The sequence below is a fragment of the Roseomonas sp. WA12 genome (assembly GCF_054165765.1).
On the sequence record NZ_CM135108.1, the window covers coordinates 1,149,059 to 1,167,556 of the forward strand.

Consider the following 18,498-nt stretch of genomic DNA (forward strand, 5'->3'; position numbering starts at 1 on the left):
CTTGAAGCCTAAAGGGGTTCGGTGCGCCGCCGCAAGCCTGTTGAAACCGCGAAAGCTTGAAGCCTAAACTAAATCCAGTTCGGGCATTCAGGAGGCTTCCCCATGCGGATCGCGGTCATCGGCGGCGGCCCGGCGGGGCTCTACTTCGCGATCCTGATGAAGCGCGACCGGCCCGAGGCGTGGATCACCGTGGTGGAGCGCAACCAGGCGGACGACACCTTCGGCTTCGGCGTGGTCTTCAGCGACCAGACGCTGGACGCCTTCGAGCGCGCGGACCGCCCCTCCTACCAGGCGATCACCGACGCCTTCGCCTACTGGGACGACATCGAAATCCATGCAAAAGGCGCCGTCCACCGTATCGGCGGCAATGGCTTCTGCGGCTGCTCGCGCCGGACGCTGCTGATGCTGCTGCAGGACCGTGCGCGTGAGCTGGGAGTAGAGCTGGAGTTCGGGCGGGAGGCCGTGCCCGAGGACTTCCCCGATGCCGACCTGATCGTGGCCTGCGACGGCATCAACAGCGCCATCCGCCAGCGGGACGCCGCGCATTTCGCGCCGAAGACGGACTTGCGGCCCAACCGCTTTGCCTGGATGGGCAGCACGCGGCCTTTCGACGCTTTCACCTTCTTCTTCAAGGAGCGGCCCGAGGGCATCTTCATCGCTCATTGCTACCAGTACGAGAAGGGCGCCAGCACCTGGGTGCTGGAGACGGATCCCGAGACTTTCGAGCGCGCCGGGCTCGGCGCGATGAGCGAGGCGGAGAGCGCGGCCTTCATGGAGGAGGTCTTTGCCGAGGAGTTGCAGGGCCACCGGCTCATCACCAATCGCAGCCTGTGGCGGCAGTTCCCGATGCTGCGATGCGAGCGCTGGTCCAAGGGGAACCTCGTGCTCATCGGCGACGCGAAGGCGACGGCGCACTATTCCATCGGGTCCGGCACCAAGCTGGCCATGGAGGATGCCATCGCGCTGCACGGGGCCTTCCAGAAGGGCGGCACGGTGGGAGCGGCGCTGGCGCGGTTCGAGGGCGGCCGGCGCGAGGAGGTGGAGAAGATCCAGCACGCGGCCGATGTGTCGCTGGTGTGGTTCGAACATCTTGAGCGGTTCTGGCACATGCCGGCGACGCGCTTCGCCTTCGGCGTGATGACGCGGTCCAAGGCCATCACCTGGGACAATCTGGCCCTGCGCGCGCCGGAGTTCGTGGAGGAATCGCGCGCGCTGTTCGAGGGGGAGGTGGCGGCCCAGGGGCTACCCGCCGTGAAGGGTGCGCCGCCCATGTTCCAGCCCTTCCGGCTGCGGGGGATGGAGCTGCCCAACCGCGTCGTCGTCTCGCCCATGTGCCAGTATTCGGCAACGGATGGCATGCCGGATGACTGGCACCTCATGCATTACGGCGCGCGCGCCACGGGCGGTGCCGGGCTGATCTTCACCGAGATGACCTGCGTTTCGCCCGAGGCCCGTATCACGCCGGGCTGCACAGGGTTGTGGAACGATGCCCAGGAAGCCGGGTGGAAGCGCATCGTCGATTTCGTGCACGCCCATGGCGCTGGCCGCATCGCGCTGCAGCTCGGCCATGCCGGGCAGAAAGGTGCGACGAAGCTGATGTGGGAGGGAATGGACCAGCCGCTGCAGGAGGGCGCCTGGCCGATCGTCTCGGCCAGCGCTCAGCCCTACTTCCCGAACAGCCAGGTCCCCCGCGAGATCACCCGGTCCGAGATGGACAAGGTGCGGGACGACTTCGTGTCTGCGGCGGTTCGCGGCGCGCGCGCGGGCTTCGACATGCTCGAGTTCCACTGCGCCCACGGATATCTGTTGGCCAGCTTCCTTTCCCCGCTCACCAACCGCCGCAAGGATGCCTATGGCGGCAGCCTGGAGAACCGGCTGCGTTACCCGCTGGAGGTGTATCGGGCCTTGCGGGCTGCCTGGCCGGCGGACCGCCCGATGAGCGTGCGGGTCTCGGCCACTGACTGGGCCGAGGGCGGGGTGACAGACGCGGAGACGCTTGCCATTGCCCGCGCCTTTGCCGAGGAGGGCTGCGACCTGCTGGATGTCTCCACCGGGCAGACAGTGGCGGACAGCGCGCCGCATTACGGGCGCATGTTCCAGGTGCCCTGGTCCGACATGATCCGCAACGAGGCCAAGGTTGCCACGATCTGCGTCGGCAGCATTACCAGCCCCGACCAGATCAACACCATCCTCGCCGCGGGCCGGGCTGATCTGGTGGCACTCGCCCGGCCGCATCTGGTGGATCCCTCCTTCACCCTGCAGGCGGCGGCCCGCTACGGCGTCCGCACCGCCTGCCCGCCGCAATACCGCTGGGGCCAGGAGGCGGTGGTCCGCAGCGCGGCGCGGGAGGAGGCAGACCTGATGGAGCTCAGGCGCAAGGCTCGGCCGAAGCGGCACGCGCGCTAGCGGCCGCTTCCCTCGTCATCGTCACGGAACAGACCGCAACTGCCTTGCGACTCGGCCGTTTTTGCCAAGTCCCATGATGAGGTTGCGATGTCGGGCGAAGACCACGCCGAGACGGTGCTGCCCATCGTGGAGGAGACTCTCCATCTGGGTAAACGCTTGGTTGAGACCGGGCGCGTACGGGTTTCCCTTTCCACTTCGGTGGAGGAAGAGGTTCTGCGCGAGACGCTTCTCCGCCGGCATGCCGAGGTGGAACGCAGGCCGGTCGGGCGGACCATAACCGAGGTTCCGCGCGTCCGGCAGGAAGGCGATGTCGTCATTATCCCCGTCGTCGAGGAAGTCCTCGTCGTCGAGAAGCGTCTTGTCCTGAAGGAGGAGATCCTTCTCCACCTCACGAGTGAGACGGTCGAAATCGAGCAACCGGCGACGCGCCGGGTGCAGCACGCGACGGTCGAGCGGGTTTCGCCCGGCCCTGAACAGCAGGACTCCGACGCGGCGAGCTGAACGCCTGCCTTAGGGCTTTGGCGCCGCGTGTTCCTACCCGCTTCTCACCCCCTAAGAGGATTTCGCATGACCAGGACGATCACCGGACTTTTCGACAACCAGGCCGACGCGCAAGCCGTAGTCGACCATCTGCGCGCCCATGACGGAATCCAGACGGACCGCATCTCCCTCCATGGGAGCAACGGCACCGCTACGGAAACCGAGGACCGCGGCTTCTGGGCCTCGCTGCGCGACCTCTTCATCCCCGACGAGGACCGCTACGCCTATTCCGAGGGCATCCGCCGCGGCGGCTATGTGGTCTCGGCCGAGGTGGATGACGGGCTGGTCGAGCACGCGCTCGACGTGTTCGAGGAGCATGGCGCCGTGGACCTGGATTCCCGCGAGGCCGAGTGGCGCTCGGCCGGCTGGGCCGGGTACCAGGGCGGTGCTGGCGGCACTGACGACTCTGCCGGCACGGGCATGCCGATGAACACCTCGGCCGCCATCGGTGCGGCGACTATGGGCGGCACTTCCACCCCGGCGGTAGGCGGCGCGGCCCCCGTGGCCGGCCCGATGTCCGCGATGACCGGTGCTTCCTCCACGAATACAATGGGCACGACGGCCACGGCGGGTGGCGCCGCGAGCGGTGGCATGAACGCCGTCTCCACCGGCGCAACCACGAACGAGGAGCGCATCCCGATCGTCGAGGAGCAGCTCCGGGTCGGCAAGCGCGAGGCGGATCGCGGCCGGGTACGGGTGCGTTCCTATGTGGTCGAGACGCCGGTGAGCGAGTCCGTCACTCTGCGCGACGAGCATGTGCAGGTGGAGCGCCGCGCGGTCGACCTGCCTCTCTCCGCAGCCGACGACGCGTTCCGCGAGCGCACCATCGAGGCGGTGGAGCACTCGGAGGAGGCGGTTGTCTCGAAGGAGGCTCGGGTGAAGGAGGAGCTGGTCATCCGCAAGGAGGCGGGCGAGCGCACCCAGACTGTTTCCGACACCGTTCGCCACACCGAGGTGGAGGTCGAGGACGACCGTGTGGCCGGCGGCACCAACACGCCGACGCGCCCCGCCGGCGCCTGATCCACTGGTCGCTTGAATGGGGGCCGCGGTGTGATGCCGCGGCCCCGTTTCTATGCCCGGTCCAGTCGCGCCGCGTCCAACACGGCAAGAGCGGCAGCCTCGCTGGGGCTGCCCGCACCCGGCGGCAGAAGCAGCGACATGACGCGGGCGAAGCCTTCGCGCTGAGCCTTTGCCTCTGGCCCGTCGGCGAGGAGGCGTTCCAGTTCGGCCGCAAGCCGATCCGGGCGGCAGTCCTGCTGGATGAATTCGGGAATGACTGGCGCATCGGCCAGCAGGTTGACGATGCTGGCGTAGCGCACCTTTACCAGGCGGCGGGCGATGGCGGCCGTCACCGGGTTCACGCGATAGGCCACCGCCATTGGCACCCCGGCCATTGCCACCTCGAGCGAGGAGGTGCCGGATTTGATCAGCCCCACCGCCGCGGCGGCATAGGCATCGTGCTTTTCCTCCAGCCCGCGCAGCAGGATGGGGGCAGGGGACCAGCCTGAGGCCGCTTCCCGCACGGACGCCTCCACCGGGCCGGCAAGGGGGACGACCGGGCGCAGGCCAGGGATACGGGCCGAGAGGAGGCGCAGCGCCTCGCCGAAGATGGGCAGCAGGCGGCGGATCTCGGTGCGACGGCTGCCGGGCATGACGAGCACCACGCGCTCCTCCGGTCCGATGCCATGAGTGGCGCGGAAGCGAGCGGCGTTGCCGCGGTCGGCGCCACTTTCCAGCACGGGGTGGCCGACGAAGGTCACGGGAATGCCGGCCCGTTCGAAGAAGGGCGGTTCGAAGGGTAGCAGGGCGAGGATCCGGTCCAGCCGGTGCGCCATCTCCTTCACCCGGCCCTGCCGCCAGGCCCAGACCTGGGGGGCGACGTAGTGGATCACCGGGATGCCCATGGGCTTTACGCGCCTGGCCAGGCGCAGCGCGAAACCGGGGCTGTCGATGGTAATAAGGGCGGCGGGTCGGCGGGTGGTGATCTCGGCAACCGCTTCGTCCATGCGGCGGGCCAGGCTCCGAAGGTTGGGCAGCACCTCCAGGATCCCCATCAGCGCGAGTTCCCGCATGGGGAAGAGGCTGTCCACGCCTTGCTCAGCCATGCGCTCGCCGCCGATGCCGGCGAAGGCGAGATCCGGTCGTCTCTCGCGCAGCCGGGCGATCAGCCGGGCGCCCAACACGTCGCCCGAGGCTTCGCCGGCTACGAGGTAGAGGAGCGGCGGCTGGCCCGTGGCGTTACCCACGGATCCGTGATGGATTTCCGACATGGGCTGTTGCATAGGCGGCCAGGGCACGTGGCGGAAGGGGATCCGCGTGGGCGAGGGGAGCGGGGCTGATGGATAAGGTGGAGTGGCTTGGCATGGTGGCGGGTGTTCTGACCACCCTCGCCTTTGTGCCGCAGGTGCTGCGCACGCATCGCAGCCGATCGGCGCGGGACTTCTCCACGCCGATGCTGCTGCTGTTCACCACCGGGGTGGCGCTGTGGCTCGTCTATGGGCTGCTGATCGGCAGCCAGGGCATCATCCTCGCCAATGCGGCCACGATGATGCTCACGGCCTACATTCTGGCAATGAAGCTGCGCTTCGGCTGATCAGATCATCGGCGTGTAGCGCGCCATCTCCATGAAGATGTCGCGCACGGCATTGCCGAGCGAACGGCTCAGCTCCTCCAGATTCGCCACCTGCTCGATCCGCGGCTCGGCTGCTTCAAGCGAGTCCGCGGCCAGGATCAGCGGCAGCAAGCCAGCGGCGCGGCACAGGCCGATGAGGAGGGAGTCGCGCGGCTCGGGGATGTCGTCGTTAAAGATAACGCCCGTCAGCCGCGCCTTCACCTCCCGCTCCTCCTTGTCGGAGACCATGGGGTAACGGCGCTCGGGGAAGATCCAGAGAAAGCGGCCCTGCTCTTGGCGCAGGATGCCGCGGGCCACCAGCCGGGCGAAAACCGCGTCCCGGAAGCTGTCGGCCTCGCGGCCCAGCGTCTCGATCCACCAACGGCTGTCATGAGCCCGGCCGGGCTCCCGCGCGAAGGGCCCAGTGTCCGCCTCGATCCGGAGGAGAACGGGGTCGAGCAGCGGGTCGCCCGTCGGTGTTGGGTCGGTCACGTAGAGGCGCGTGGTGTCGGTATCGATCCGTGAGTGCAGGGCGAGCTCGGCAAGGATGGCGCCGCCCATGGCATAGCCCGAGGCGGGCCCGGCCATTTCGTTCAGCCGTCCGCTGCGGTCATCGAGCATGAGAAGCAGCAGCTCCTCCGGCATGGTGAGCGGCATGGAGCACCCCGATTCCGTGTGGTCCGCGAAGAGAGCGCCGGCCCCGCCTCAGCGTCAATCCGCGCCGGAGCCGTCGGTCGTTCCGCGTGCCGCTCCGTAGAGCGCGGCGGGATCGGCCAGCACCGGTTCCAGCGGCGCCACCGCCCCGTCCTGCAGGCCCCAGGAGAAGCAGGAGCGGCGGCCGGTATGGCAGGCGACCCCGTCCTGGTGAACGGTGGCCAGCAGCGCGTCACCGTCGCAGTCCAGGCGGAGGTCGAGCAGGTGCTGCACTTGGCCGGAGGTCTCGCCCTTGCGCCAGAGGGCGCGGCGGGAGCGGCTGTAGTAGGTGACACGGCCGGTCGCGAGCGTTTCCTCCACCGCCTCGGCGTTCATCCAGGCCAACATCAGCACCTCCCCCGTTCCCTCGGCCTGCGCGATGGCGGCGACGAGGCCGTTTGCGTCGGGACGCAGGGCGGCGAGGAAGCGGGCGCGGGCCTCGGGAGAGGGGGGCTGCCAGACCGGCAGGGCGGCCGGACGTCCGTTGCCGGGCGAATGGGCGTGGGGCCCGCTGTCGCGAAGGGTGGGGCCGGAAGCGCCGGCGGGTGCGTGGTTGGGAGGCGTGGCCATGGCGCCTATATAAGGACTGCTGGCGCCGGCGTCCTCCGTGCGCCCCGAGGACTGCCCGAACACCGATGCCCCATGGCGAGCACCATCACGCGCCGGCTGAACCCGCGGAGGCACTCCGCGACGCGGAAGAGGCCTGTCTGCGCCGCGGCGCCCAGCTCACCCCTCTGCGCCGCCGCGTTCTGGAGATGGTGCTGGAGGCCGGGCAACCCGTGGGCGCCTATGCGCTGCTGGACCGGCTACGGGCCGAGCGGCCGGGCGCTGCGCCCCCCACCGTGTATCGCGCGCTGGATTTCCTGCTCGCCCAGGGGCTGATTCATCGGATCGAGCGGCTGAACGCCTTCATTCCCTGCACGGAGGCGTCTCATGGCCATGAGCACGAGCATCCCCATCAGTTCCTGATCTGCCGCAGCTGCGGCCGCACCGCCGAGCTCTCGGACGATTCGGTGGCCGCCGCGGTCGCCGCCGCGGCCCGTGCGGCCGGATTCAGCCCCGTCCGGGCCACGGTGGAGGTGGAGGGGACCTGCGGCAACTGCGCGGAGCTGGTGCCAGGGATGGCGCCGGCCCGCGTAACCGGGCCGGCCTTGAGCTGACGGAGGTTCGGGCCGCCGAACTCTTCCGGATTCGACCGAACCTCCTGGGCTAGGTGTCGCCGGGCTGGCCCCGGCTGGTGCTGGGTGCGCAGGCCCAACGTCGGTGTCGATGGGCCATTCCCGCGCCTTTCCAATCGCGCAACACTCCTCTCCCGACAGGCCAGACGCCGTCCCGCCCGCATTCTGCGGTTGCGGGCCCCATGGGGAGAAAACGCCATGAATGCCAACCGCCGAAGCGTTCTCGCTGGCCTCGGGGCCGGTCTCGGAGCAAGCCTGGGTGCGGGTGCCGCGCTTTCCCCACTCGGGCGCCCAGCCGCTGCCCAGCAGGCGCCGCTGATCCGCAAGCCTATCCCTTCCTCGGGCGAGATGATCCCGGTGATCGGCCTGGGCTCCGCCCGCCGCTATGAAGAGATCAAGCCGGGCGAGGACCTCACCCCGCTTCTCGACACCTGGCGCCGCTTCCAGCAGCTCGGCGGCACGGTGGTGGACACGGCGCCCTCCTATGGCAATGCGGAAGCGATCATGGGTGGGCTGATGGGGGATCTGGGCATCCGGCCCTCCCTGTTCGTGTGCACCAAGGTCGGGGTGGACAGCATCGAGCAGGGGCGGGCGCAGATCGAGCAGTCCTTCCGCAACCTGCGGACCGACAAGATCGACCTGATCGCCGTGCATAACCTGCGCGACATCACCAACGAGCTCGCCTATCTCCGGGAGCTGAAGCAGGGCGGGCGCATCCGCTATGTCGGCGCCACGACCTCTTTCGACCGGCAGTACGAGGCCTTCGAGGCGATGATGCGCCGGGAGACGCTGGATTCCATCCAGATCGACTACGCGCTGGACAACCGCAACGCGGCCGAGCGGATCATCCCCCTGGCGAAGGAGCGGGGGATGGCCGTGTTCATCAACCTGCCTTTCGGCCGTGGCAGCGTGTTCCGCGCCACGCAAGGCAAGCCGCTACCGGACTGGGCGGCCGAGATCGACGTGACGACCTGGCCGCAGTTCATGCTGAAGTATCTTGTCTCGCATGAGGGTGTGACCTGCGCCGTGCCCGGCATGGCCCAGGCCCGCTATGTGGACGACAACCTCGCCGCCGCGCGGGGCCGCATGCCGGATGCGGCGATGCGCCTCCGCATGGAGAGGTTCATCGATGCCCTCTGAGCCGCGGCGCCCGGAAGGGCGCGGCTGGATCGGAAGGCTGCTGGTCACGGAGCCGGGCGAGCTGACGCCGGTGCTGATGGGCTTCCTGCTCTTCTTCCTGCTTTTTGCCAGCTACTTTATGCTGCGCCCGGTGCGCGAAACCTTCGGCATTGCCGGCGGCATCAACAACCTGCAGTACCTGTTCCTTGCCACCTTCCTAGCGACGCTGGTGGTGCTGCCGATCTATGGCTGGTTGAGCACCCGTGTCCCGCGGCGAAAGTTGCTGGCCGTGTGCTACGGCGTCTCGGCCGTGACGCTGATCGGCTTCGGCTTCGTGCTGCTGGTGGACCCCGAGGAGGTCTGGGCGGGCCGCGCCTTCTATGTCTGGCTATCGGTGTTCAACCTGTTCGTGATCTCGCTGGCCTGGAGCGTGATGGCGGATGTGTTCCAGCCGGAGCAGGCGAAGCGCCTCTTCGGCCAGATCGCGGCCGGCGCCAGTCTGGGCGGGCTGGCAGGGCCGCTGCTGAGCACGGCGCTGGTGGCGCCGCTGGGGCTGGCGGGGCTGCTGTTCCTCTCGGCGGCCATGCTGCTGGGCACGCTGCTCTGCGCCGCCTGGTTGTTCCGCTGGCGCGACGCGCAGGGATGGCAGACGACGCCGACGGGCGAGGGCGCGGACCGCGCCATGCGCGGCAGCGTCATTGCCGGGCTGACGCTGGTTCTGCGCTCGCCCTACATGCTGGGCATCGCGCTCTTCGTCATCCTGCTCGCCTCGGTCTCTACCTTTCTCTACTTCGAGCAGGCGCGGCTGGTCCGGGCCACGTTTCCTAGTCGGGTTCAGCAGACGCAGGTCTTCGGAACCATCGACGCTGTGGTGCAGACGCTGACGATACTGATCCAGGTCTTCGTGACCGGGCGGCTGACGCGCAAGCTCGGCGTCGGCGTGCTGCTGACGGCGGTGCCAATTGGTATGGCCATTGGCTTTGGCGCGCTGGCGCTCGCGCCAACCTTCGGAGTGCTGGTCGTCGTTATGGTGCTGCGGCGCGTTGGCGAGTACGCACTCGTGCGGCCTGGGCGGGAGATGCTGTTCACCACCGTCGATGCTGAGACCAAGTACAAGGCAAAAAACGCGATCGACACGGTCGTCTATCGTGGAGGCGACGCGATCAGCTCCTGGATCAAGACGGGAGTCGATGCGCTGTCGAGCAGCCCGGTGGCGGCGATGGTGGTGGGGGCTGTCATTGCGGTGATCTGGGCCGCCACCGGTCATATGCTGGGGCGCAAGGCCGAGAGCGCGGAGGCGGCGCCACGGCCGGAGCGTGCGGCGGGCTGATAAGGCATGTCGGTGCGGAGAGGCGCGAGCCTTCCGGTCGAAGAGGATGAAACGCAGCGGGCGGCGGAGGGGGAAGCGGTCTCCCCCTCTGCCGCCCTTGCAGCGTCTCAGCGCGGCAGCCGATCCAGCGACTGTGCCAGATCCGCGATCAGGTCCGTCGTATCCTCCAGCCCGATATGGATGCGGATCGCCGGCCCACCGAGGGCCGGGTCCTTCGCGGTTCGGCTGATTGAGGGCGCGGTGGGCAGGGCCAGGCTTTCATAACCACCCCAGGACGCGCCGATCCCGAAAAGCGAGAGCGCGTCCACCACCCGCTCCGCATCCGCTTCGGAGTAGCGCGGCAGCAGGACGACGCCGAACAGGCTGCAAGGGCCGGCGAAGTCGCGGGCGTAGAGCGCGTGCTGCGGGTGGGAAGGCAGGGCGGGGTGCAGCAGGCGCAGCACCTCGGGCCGCGTCTCCAGCCAGCGTGCGACCTCCAGCCCCGCCTCTGCCTGCTGCTTGAGGCGGACGGGAAGGGTGCGCAGGCCGCGCAGGCACAGCCAGCAATCGTCAGGGCTGGCGAACTGGCCGAGCTGGCTGGCCGCGCCCTTCACGATGGACCAGTCCTCGGGCGTGTTCACCGCAACGCTGCCGAGCAGGATGTCGGAATGCCCGCCGGCATACTTCGTGAGCGCCTGAATCGAGACGTCCACGCCATGGGCGAAAGGCTGGAAGTTGTAGAAGCCCCAGGTGTTGTCCATCAGCACCTTGGCGCCGGCGGCATGGGCCGCGCGGGCGATGGCGGGGATGTCCTGCACCTCGAAGGTGTGGCTGCCCGGGCTTTCGGTATAGACGACCTTCGTGTTGGGGCGGAGGAGCGCGCGCAGCCCGGCCTCGTCCACCAACGGGTCATAATAGGTCGTCTCGATGCCGAAGCCCTTCATCAGCCCATCGGCGAGGTTGCGGGCGGGGCCGTAGACGCTGTCGGGCATCAGGCAGTGGTCGCCGGCCTTCAGGTAGGCCAGCAGCGGCACCATGCAGGCGGCGAGGCCGGTGCCGACGATGACGGCGCGCGTGCCGCCCTCGATCTCGGCGATCATGTCCTCGAGCATGTGGTGGGTGGGGCCACCGGCGGTGCCGTAGGTCAGCACCTGCTCGTAGCGCTGGGCGCCGGCCGCCTTGCGGGATTCGCAGTCCGGGAACAGCACGGTGGAGCCGCGATGGACGGGCGGGTTGACGAAGCCATGTGCGCGCGCGCCGGCCCGGCCGTGATGCGACATGCGGGTGGCGAAGCCGAGATCCTTGTCGGCGCGATGGGCCATCTAGGCAGCGTCCTTGGAGGTCTTGGGGGTTTCGGGGCGAAGCGCCCATTCAGTCCAGGAGCCGTCGTAAACAGCGCCTTCCGGCAGCCCGGCGCGAACCAGGCCGAGCGCGAGCACGCAGGCGGTCACGCCCGAGCCGCAGGAGAGGACGACGTGGCGATCCTCATCCACTCCGGCGCGCTCGAAGCGTGCGCGCAGGGCTTCGGGGGGCAGCATGGTGCCGTCGGGCGCAAGCAGTTCGGTGAAGGGGATGTTGGCGGCGCCGGGCATGTGGCCGGAGGGCAGGCCGGGGCGGGGTTCCGGCGCGGTGCCGTCGTAACGGCCGGCGGCGCGGGCATCGAGGATGAGCGCCTCGCCGCCGCCTTGCCGCACGATGCGCTTCACATCGCCGATGCCGCGCAGGCGGTCGGTGCGGAAATCCGGAACGAAGCTGGCGGCGGGCGGGGCAGGGGGCTCGCCGGATTCGAGGGGGCGGCCCTCCCGCTTCCACTTCGGCAGGCCGCCATCGAGGACAGAGGCGGCCTCATGGCCCATGAGGCGCATCAGCCACCAGCCGCGGGCGGCGGCTCGAAGGCCGTGGGACTGGTCGTAGAAGACGACGCGGCTGGCATTCGAGATGCCGAGGGCGCCGGCCAGCTTGGCGAAGCGCGCCGGTGTCGGGACCATGTGGGGCAGGTCGCTGTCGGGGTCGGCGAAGAGGTTGATGTCGAAGTAGCGCGCGCCGGGGATGCGGGACTGGACGTGGCCCGCGCGGGTGTCGCCGGGCTCCCCGGGCAGGACCAGGGAGCAGTCCAGCACCACGAGATCGGGCGCGCCGAGCTCTCCGGCCAGCCATTCGGTCGAGACGAGATCGGTCATTCGGGGTCTCCTGCTAGCACGATGTGGATGCGCCGGTTCTGCTTGCCCTTGCTCTCCATCTTCAGCACCTCGACGCGGCCGATCTCGCCGGTGCGGCGCACATGGGTGCCGCCGCAGGGCTGGAGGTCGATCATGTTCTCCTCGGTGCCGATGCGGACGAGGCGGATCTGGCCGGCGCCGCGCGGGGGCTGGACGGACAGGGTGCGGACGAGGCCGGGATTGGCGTCCAGCTCGACCTCGGTGATCCAGCGCTCGCCGATCGGGTGGTCGCCGGCGATCAGCTCGTTGAGCTTCTCCGTCACCCATTCCTTGGTGGGAGGCTCGGGCAGGTCGAAGTCGAGGCGTGACTTCTCGGCGCCGATCTGATTGCCGGTGGCGTAGATGCCGGGCATCGCGGCGCAGAGCAGGTGCAGGGTGGTGTGCATCCGCATGTGGCGGTGGCGGCGGGTCCAGTCGAGCTTGGCGGTGACCTTCGCGCCAACTGGCGGAACTGACGCGCCCGCGGCAGGGACGTGCAGGGCGGAGCCGTCGGGTGCCTTCACCGTGTCGGCGACGGGCATCTTACCGTCTTCCCAGGCCAGCGTGCCGGTGTCGCCGGGCTGGCCGCCGGCGCGGGGGTAGAAGACGCTCCGGTCGAGGATGACCCCGGCCTCGCTGCTTTCCAGCACAGTGGCCGAGTTGCCCTCGGCATAGGCGTTTTCGCGGAACAAGGCTTCGGTCGGCATCAATCTGTCCATTCGGCCCGAAGGCGGGCGTGGTTCACCTGCAGCCAGAGCAGGGCAAGGGCGGCGGGGGCGTTGCGGATGCGGTTCTCGGCGACCATGGCGAAGGCCTCGGCGGCCGGCACCACGCTCATCACCGTCTCCTCGTTCTCGGCGGCCAGTCCGCCGGTGCCGCCGGCGCCCTCCGGCAGCGAGACCTCAGCGAGCTGGAAGTGCACGGTCTCGTCGCTCGAGCCGTGGACGAGCATGAAGGTGCCCATCTGCGCGATGCGGGAGCAGGCGAGGCCGGTCTCCTCCTCCAGCTCGCGGCGGGCGGTCACCTCGGGGTCCTCGCCGGTCTCCATCATCCCGGCAGGCAGTTCCGTCACGCGCGGGTTCTCGCCGGCGGCGAGCGCGGGCAGGCGGAACTGCTCGATGAGCGCGATGCGGTCGGTCAAGGGATCCCAGGGCAGGACGACCACGGCCTTGCCGCGGCGCAGGAGCTCCCAGGTGACGGGGCCGGAGAGGCTGCCATCCCGCTTGCGGTAGCGGAAGCGCACGCGCTGGACGGGGTAGCGGCCGCTCCAGACCACCTCATCCGCCTCGGGGAGATAGAGGGGGTGCGGCGGGATTTCAGGCGCCTTGGCGGGGCGGTTCGGGGGTGCCGGGCCGTCTTGCTCTGTCATGCCGGGCGGACGCTACAGCGGAACGGGGGAGGTTGAAATCACCCCGGGCAAGGGTTGCGGGATGGGCGGCGGGGGGGAGAATGCCGCTGCCTCACACGAAGCGTTGAACAATGAATTCCCCGACGAGCCCAGTCTCTCCCGCCGGCCTGCGCGCCGCGCGGGTCCGGGCCATCGCCTGCGTCACCGGCTCGGCCGGCTTTTTCGCTCTGGCCGCCGCGGCCGTGAAGGCGCTGGAGGGGGCGGTGCCGCTCTCCGAGCTGGTGTTCTTCCGCAACATCCTTCCCCTGCCGTCGCTGCTGATGCTGGCGCATTGGACGGCGCCGGGCGGGCTGCGTCTGGCCCTGCGCACGCGGCATCCGCGCCGGCACCTGGAGCGGATGATCGGCGGGCTGATCGGGATGTACGGCTCCTTCTTTGGCTATGTGTACCTGCCGCTGGCCACTGTCACGGCGCTGAACTTCACCATGCCCCTCTTCCTCACCGCGCTCTCGGTGCTGCTGCTGCGGGAGCGGGTGAGCCGGGCGCGGCTGGCGGTGGTGGTGGTGGGTTTCGCGGGCGTGCTGCTGATGCTGCAGCCCGGGGGCGGCGGGCCGCTGCATCTGGGGGCAGTGGCAGCGGTGCTCGCGGCCGCGTTGGGCTGGGCCTATGCGATGGTCTCGATCCGCCGGATGGGCGAGGCGGGCGAGTCCGGCATAACCATCGTGTTGTGGTTCGCCATCGGCGCCGCCGCGGTTTCCGGGCTGCTGGCCCTGCCGGGCTGGATCTGGCCGACGGCCTGGCAATGGGGGCTGCTGCTGGCGATCGGGCTGGTCTCCGTCATAGCGCAGCTGCTCATGACGGCGGCCTATCGCTCGGCGGACACCACGCTCATCGCACCCTTCGAGTACTCAGCCATCCTCTGGACCACGGCGCTGGGTGTGCTGTTCTGGGGCGAGGTGCCGGATGGCTGGGACCTGGTCGGCTTCATGGTGCTGGTCGGGGCTGGGCTGGCGATCTGGCGGCTGGAGATCGCCGCCAAGGCGGGCTGAGCGGCTAGGCTGCCTCGCGCCGGATCGCCTCGGCCAGTGCCCGGGCTTCGGCCGCGGCCTGGCTGCGGGGCGCGGCTTCCACCACGCCCAGCCCCTCGCCGAAGGCGGCCGCGAAGGCCGTGCGGTTGCCGAACGGGCCGGGCAGAAGGGGCAGCTTCCGGGCGGCGAGCGCATCCGCCACCTCCTGCGCCGCCCGGCCCTGGGCGGGGACGCGGTTGAGCATCAGCGCGACGGACCGGTGCTCGGCCGCCGCCACCTCCAGCGTCGCCTCCATCGCCCAGAGATCAGGCAGGGAGGGCTGGAGGGGGATCAGCACGAGATCGGCCGCACGCATGGCCACCCGGCTGTCCGTATCGGCATGCGGTGGGGTGTCGAGCAGGACGAAATCCATCTCCTTCCGGAGACGTGTGACGGCTTGGGGCACACGCCAGCCCGCCGGGCTCTCGAAGGCAAGGGCGCGGGCCGTATCCGGCCGCAACCCGTGCCAGCGGGTGAGGGTGGCCTGCGGGTCGGTGTCGAGAAGGGCGACGCGGGCGCCCGCCTCGGCCAGCGCTACCGCCAGATTGGCGGCGACGGTGGATTTGCCCGCCCCGCCCTTCCGCTGCGCCACTGCCACCACGAAGGCCATGGCCCGCCTCCTGCCGATTCGCCGCTACACTAGACCCGTTTGCGCAAGGAAGCGCTTGCCCCGTCAGTTCAGGAAGGGATTGCCGCCCCGAGGGGCGCGGCGGGGGGCGAAGTTCTGGGCGAGGTAGTCCACGACCAACCCCCGCATCTCGCCTTCCAGTGGCGCCATGCCCTGCTTCTCCGTCATCCAATCCATCAGCTCGTCCCAGCGCTCGCGGGTGAAGCCACTACGGCGGATGAGCGCGGTGCTGTGGCAGGCGGTGCAGAGGGCGAAGACCTCGCCCCGGCCGTGGCCGGCGGGCAGCACGTCCTCGGTCTCGCGCGGGGTCTGCACGGCGGCGAGGCGCTCGGTCTCGACACGGGCGGCAGCGGCCTGCCGTTCCGTTGCCATAGCACGCTCGGCGTCGGCCGCGGCGGTCGCGCGCGCGAAGGGAGTGGGCGGAGGTGGCTCGGCCATGCGGGCCGGCCGCCCGGCCGGGACATCGAGCGCGAGCGCGAGGAGGCCAAGGGCGCAGATCGCCCCCAGCCCTAGCCTCTCGGAGCGTGACAGACTCATCCGACGAGGATGGCCGTTCGCGCCATGGCGTTCGCGCCATAGCCCTGCGGGTTCCAGTTCGCGGCGGCATGGGGCTGCATCTGCCCATTGCTGTCGGTCGCGCGGGTCCAGAGCTCGAAGTACCCGTCGGAGGGCAGCACCACCGCGCCCTGCCAGCGTTGCCAGGCATGGCGGTTCGGCGGAGCGTTCACGCGCATCTCGGTCCAGCTCGCACCGAAATCGGTGGAGACATGAACGGCGCGGACCGTGTTGTCCCCGGCCCAGGCCTGGCCGCGCAAGTCGAGCTGGCGGGTTCCGGCAGCCATGCGGGTGCCGTGGGCGATGTTGGTCAGCAGGCCGCGCACGGGCATGGAGGTCATATCCGCGAAGTCCGCGCCGTTGTTGGTGCTGCCGGGCACGATGGGGCGAGTGGGCAGGCGGTAGGAGGTGCCGCCCATGCCCGGCCCATCATGCGGCGTGGCGCGCAGGGTGATCCGGTTCAGCCACTTCTGGGAGAGGCTGCCCGGCCAGCCCGGGGTAACCAGCCGCACGGGATAGCCATGGATGGTCGGGATGGCCGCGCCGTTCAGGCGGAGGGCGATTAGGGTGGTGTCCTCCATCGCCTTTGCGATTGGCATGCCGCGGCTGATCGCCTGGCGCGCGGTATCGCCGGAGAGATGCGGGTCCGCTCCGAAATGGCCGGTGAAGCGGGCGGTGTCCTTGGGGCCGGCGGCGCGGATCACGTCGCGCAGACGCACGCCCGTCCACTCGCCGTTGGAGATGGCGCCGTTGCCCCATTGGTTGCCGCGGGTTTCCGGGTTGAAGGCAGCGCGGCCGTTGCCGCCGCATTCCATCTGTAGGCGGAGGGTGACCACCTCAAAGCGGCCTTCCAAATCACCAAGGGTGAGGTCGAGTGGGGTGTTCACCTCGCCGTCGATCTTCAGCCGCCAGGACTTCGGGTCGCCGGCGTGCCGCTCGGGGATGCCGCCATTGTTCCGGACGAAGAACTTGTCCGCTGGGGTCACGTCGTCGTCCAGCATCGCCTCGGGCGTCTCCGCCACCAGGGGGCGCTCGCCGAGAAGGATCAGGGGCGCCTTGCCGTCGAGGCGCAGCACGGTGGGGGAGCCGGCGCCCTGGGCGAGGGCCGCCGGAAGCAGGCCGGCCGGCATCCGGGCGGAAAAGGGGATGGTGGCGCCGAGCGCCGCGCCCATGGCGGCCAGGGCCGGCCCCTTCAGCGCGCCGCGGCGGCCGAAGGCGATGGCATCCGCGCGTTCCGGATCCCCTGCATAGAGTTCGCGCAGCGTGCGTTCACTGGCCATGTCATCTTTCTCCCCTGGGCGGTCTGCGCCGCGCCTTCTCCTGAAGGAGCCGGGTTCGGCCAGCCCTCAGTCCGCCCGCCATCATAGGCATCAACCCGCGCCGGAGACGACAGGTGCGCTCCCCTGGCCGCTTGATCTGCTCACCCCGACCGCCATGGCGCGTGCGGATTCTGCCTCGACCGTCCCCGTCCGCGTGTTGATGGAGGCCGCGGGGCGGGCGGTGGCCCGGGCGGCGATGGCGCGGTTCCGGCCTTGCCGGACGCTGGTGCTCGCCGGGCCGGGGAACAATGGCGGGGACGGCTATGTGGCCGCGCGGCTGCTGGAGGCCGCGGGATGGCCGGTGGCGGTGGCGGTCATGGCGCCACCGCGGTCTGGCGGGCCGGCAGCGGAGGCCGCGGCGCGGTGGCGCGGGCCGGTGGTTCCCTTCGCGGCGGGCGAGGCGGCGCGGGCGGGACTGGTGATCGATGCGCTTCTCGGGGGCGCGCCGTCGCGGCCGCTCTCCGAGGAGGCGGTCTCGGTGCTGAAGGCAGCAGGAGGGCCGATCCTGGCCGTGGACGTGCCGAGCGGGCTGGATGGCGCAACAGGGCAGACGGCCGGGCAGGTGGTGGCGGCGGAGCTGACGGTCACCTTCGCCCGGCTGAAGCCCGGGCATCTGTTGCTCCCGGGCCGCGGGCTATGCGGCGTGCTGCACCTGTCCGCCATCGGGCTCCCCGAGGCCGCGCTAGAGAAGGCGTTGGCAGGGGAGGGCGCGCGGAACTTCCGCAACGCACCCGGCCTGTGGCGCCTGCCGGCGCTGGACGCGGCCGGCCACAAATACGGGCGAGGGCATGTGGTGGTAGCGGGTGGGGCGATGGCCGGGGCGGCGCGGCTGGCGGCTTCGGCGGCGCGCCGGGCCGGGGCCGGGCTGGTGACCCTTGCGGCGACCGCCGAGGACGCGGCGGCCGCCTTTCGAGCGGGTGAGCCGGGGGTGATCGTCGCCGGACCGCCGGCCGCGCCGCTGCTGGAGGATGAACGACGCCGGGTCTGGGTTATCGGGCCGGGCCTGGCTCCGGATGAGGAAACGCGCGGCTTGCTGGCCGGTGCGATCGGGGCCGGGCGTACGGTGGTGGCGGATGCCGGGGCGCTGGGTGCCTGCGCCGGAAATCCGGAGGCGCTGCGGGGCGCCGCGATCCTGACGCCTCACGGCGGGGAGTTCTCCCGGCTGTTCGGGCCGGCGGGGCCGGACCGGCTGGCGGCGGCGCGCCGGGCTGCGGTCCTCGTGGGGGCGGCGGTGGTTCTGAAGGGGCCGGATACGGTGATCGCGGTGCCGGATGGGCGGGCGGCCATCAACCACAATGCGCCGCCGAGCCTTGCCACCGCGGGAACGGGAGATGTGCTGGCAGGGATCGCGGGCGGACTGCTAGCGCAGGGGATGGCGCCTTTCGAGGCGGCATGCGCCGCCGTCTGGCTGCAGGGCGCCGCAGCGCCGGATGGGCCGGGGGTGTTGGCGGAGGATGTGGTGGCAGGCATTGCCGGCGCGCTCGCGGCGGCGGCTGGCGCCGGAGACTGAGCCGTGGGGTGGTCCTG

General features: G+C 70.2%; 19 protein-coding genes. 9 read left to right on the top strand and 10 right to left on the bottom strand.

Annotation, left to right across the window (positions count from 1 at the left end):
• The first annotated feature begins 102 nt into the window (after positions 1-102).
• From ACVBD7_RS05540 to ACVBD7_RS05550, 3 genes are all read left to right on the top strand, one after another.
• Positions 103-2,406, top strand: coding sequence for a bifunctional salicylyl-CoA 5-hydroxylase/oxidoreductase (locus tag ACVBD7_RS05540; protein WP_458096505.1), 2,304 nt, complete (start codon positions 103-105; stop codon positions 2,404-2,406).
• An 87-nt stretch (positions 2,407-2,493) separates the two neighbouring features.
• Positions 2,494-2,907 (top strand): DUF2382 domain-containing protein, encoded by a 414-nt coding sequence (locus tag ACVBD7_RS05545; protein WP_458096506.1) that lies wholly within the window; start codon positions 2,494-2,496, stop codon positions 2,905-2,907.
• Between the two features lie 66 nt (positions 2,908-2,973).
• A complete protein-coding gene (locus ACVBD7_RS05550) occupies positions 2,974-3,966 on the top strand; it encodes a DUF2382 domain-containing protein (RefSeq protein ID WP_458096507.1) in 993 nt (330 codons plus the stop codon).
• A 50-nt stretch (positions 3,967-4,016) separates the two neighbouring features.
• Here the strand turns inward: ACVBD7_RS05550 and lpxB are convergent, their stop codons facing one another.
• Positions 4,017-5,192, bottom strand: coding sequence for a lipid-A-disaccharide synthase (lpxB, locus tag ACVBD7_RS05555; protein ID WP_458096508.1), 1,176 nt, complete (start codon positions 5,190-5,192; stop codon positions 4,017-4,019).
• A 92-nt stretch (positions 5,193-5,284) separates the two neighbouring features.
• Between lpxB and ACVBD7_RS05560 the strand changes: the two genes are divergently transcribed.
• Positions 5,285-5,539 carry a SemiSWEET transporter gene (locus tag ACVBD7_RS05560; RefSeq protein ID WP_458096509.1) on the top strand — a complete coding sequence of 85 codons (255 nt, stop codon included), beginning with the start codon at positions 5,285-5,287 and terminating at the stop codon, positions 5,537-5,539.
• On the opposite strand, the gene ACVBD7_RS05565 is transcribed toward ACVBD7_RS05560, so the two are convergent.
• Together ACVBD7_RS05565 and hisI are read right to left on the bottom strand one after the other, a co-directional pair.
• The gene (locus tag ACVBD7_RS05565; RefSeq protein ID WP_458096510.1) at positions 5,540-6,214 is read right to left on the bottom strand and encodes a GOLPH3/VPS74 family protein; all 675 of its coding nucleotides are present in this window, start codon (positions 6,212-6,214) and stop codon (positions 5,540-5,542) included.
• A 54-nt stretch (positions 6,215-6,268) separates the two neighbouring features.
• Positions 6,269-6,820, bottom strand: coding sequence for a phosphoribosyl-AMP cyclohydrolase (gene hisI, locus ACVBD7_RS05570; RefSeq protein ID WP_458096511.1), 552 nt, complete (start codon positions 6,818-6,820; stop codon positions 6,269-6,271).
• A gap of 65 nt (positions 6,821-6,885) precedes the next feature.
• Here hisI and ACVBD7_RS05575 point away from each other — a divergent pair, with 65 nt between their 5' ends.
• From ACVBD7_RS05575 to ACVBD7_RS05585, 3 genes are all read left to right on the top strand, one after another.
• Positions 6,886-7,410 carry a Fur family transcriptional regulator gene (locus tag ACVBD7_RS05575; protein ID WP_458096512.1) on the top strand — a complete coding sequence of 175 codons (525 nt, stop codon included), beginning with the start codon at positions 6,886-6,888 and terminating at the stop codon, positions 7,408-7,410.
• Positions 7,411-7,626: 216 nt separating this feature from the next.
• Positions 7,627-8,568, top strand: coding sequence for an aldo/keto reductase (locus ACVBD7_RS05580; RefSeq protein ID WP_458096513.1), 942 nt, complete (start codon positions 7,627-7,629; stop codon positions 8,566-8,568).
• The gene (locus tag ACVBD7_RS05585; RefSeq protein WP_458096514.1) at positions 8,558-9,877 is read left to right on the top strand and encodes an NTP/NDP exchange transporter; all 1,320 of its coding nucleotides are present in this window, start codon (positions 8,558-8,560) and stop codon (positions 9,875-9,877) included. Before ACVBD7_RS05580 ends, ACVBD7_RS05585 begins: the two co-directional genes overlap by 11 nt.
• A 107-nt stretch (positions 9,878-9,984) precedes the next feature.
• Here the strand turns inward: ACVBD7_RS05585 and metC are convergent, their stop codons facing one another.
• From metC to ACVBD7_RS05605, 4 genes are read right to left on the bottom strand one after another with little or no spacing between them, the layout of a single operon-like run.
• Entirely contained in the window at positions 9,985-11,178 is a 1,194-nt protein-coding gene (metC, locus tag ACVBD7_RS05590; RefSeq protein ID WP_458096515.1) for a cystathionine beta-lyase, read from the bottom strand.
• Positions 11,179-12,036: a sulfurtransferase gene (locus ACVBD7_RS05595; protein WP_458096516.1), complete on the bottom strand. Its 858-nt coding sequence runs from the start codon at positions 12,034-12,036 to the stop codon at positions 11,179-11,181. It lies immediately after the preceding gene.
• A complete protein-coding gene (locus tag ACVBD7_RS05600; protein WP_458096517.1) occupies positions 12,033-12,761 on the bottom strand; it encodes an alanyl-tRNA editing protein in 729 nt (242 codons plus the stop codon). Before ACVBD7_RS05600 ends, ACVBD7_RS05595 begins: the two co-directional genes overlap by 4 nt.
• Positions 12,761-13,423 (bottom strand): NUDIX domain-containing protein, encoded by a 663-nt coding sequence (locus ACVBD7_RS05605; protein WP_458096518.1) that lies wholly within the window; start codon positions 13,421-13,423, stop codon positions 12,761-12,763. The genes ACVBD7_RS05600 and ACVBD7_RS05605 overlap by 1 nt, the downstream gene beginning before the upstream one ends.
• Positions 13,424-13,533: 110 nt before the next feature.
• Here ACVBD7_RS05605 and ACVBD7_RS05610 point away from each other — a divergent pair, with 110 nt between their 5' ends.
• Positions 13,534-14,451 (top strand): DMT family transporter, encoded by a 918-nt coding sequence (locus tag ACVBD7_RS05610; RefSeq protein WP_458096519.1) that lies wholly within the window; start codon positions 13,534-13,536, stop codon positions 14,449-14,451.
• 4 nt (positions 14,452-14,455) lie between these two features.
• Here ACVBD7_RS05610 and parA read toward each other — a convergent pair whose 3' ends face one another.
• The 3 genes from parA to ACVBD7_RS05625 all read right to left on the bottom strand — a co-directional run bounded on the left by parA (position 14,456) and on the right by ACVBD7_RS05625 (position 16,932).
• Entirely contained in the window at positions 14,456-15,079 is a 624-nt protein-coding gene (parA, locus tag ACVBD7_RS05615) for a ParA family partition ATPase (protein ID WP_458096520.1), read from the bottom strand.
• A 63-nt stretch (positions 15,080-15,142) separates the two neighbouring features.
• Positions 15,143-15,634 (bottom strand): hypothetical protein, encoded by a 492-nt coding sequence (locus ACVBD7_RS05620; protein ID WP_458096521.1) that lies wholly within the window; start codon positions 15,632-15,634, stop codon positions 15,143-15,145.
• Positions 15,631-16,932, bottom strand: coding sequence for a sulfite oxidase (locus tag ACVBD7_RS05625; RefSeq protein ID WP_458096522.1), 1,302 nt, complete (start codon positions 16,930-16,932; stop codon positions 15,631-15,633). Before ACVBD7_RS05625 ends, ACVBD7_RS05620 begins: the two co-directional genes overlap by 4 nt.
• 154 nt (positions 16,933-17,086) lie before the next feature.
• Here ACVBD7_RS05625 and ACVBD7_RS05630 point away from each other — a divergent pair, with 154 nt between their 5' ends.
• Positions 17,087-18,481 carry an NAD(P)H-hydrate dehydratase gene (locus ACVBD7_RS05630; RefSeq protein ID WP_458096523.1) on the top strand — a complete coding sequence of 465 codons (1,395 nt, stop codon included), beginning with the start codon at positions 17,087-17,089 and terminating at the stop codon, positions 18,479-18,481.
• Positions 18,482-18,498: the final 17 nt, after the last annotated feature.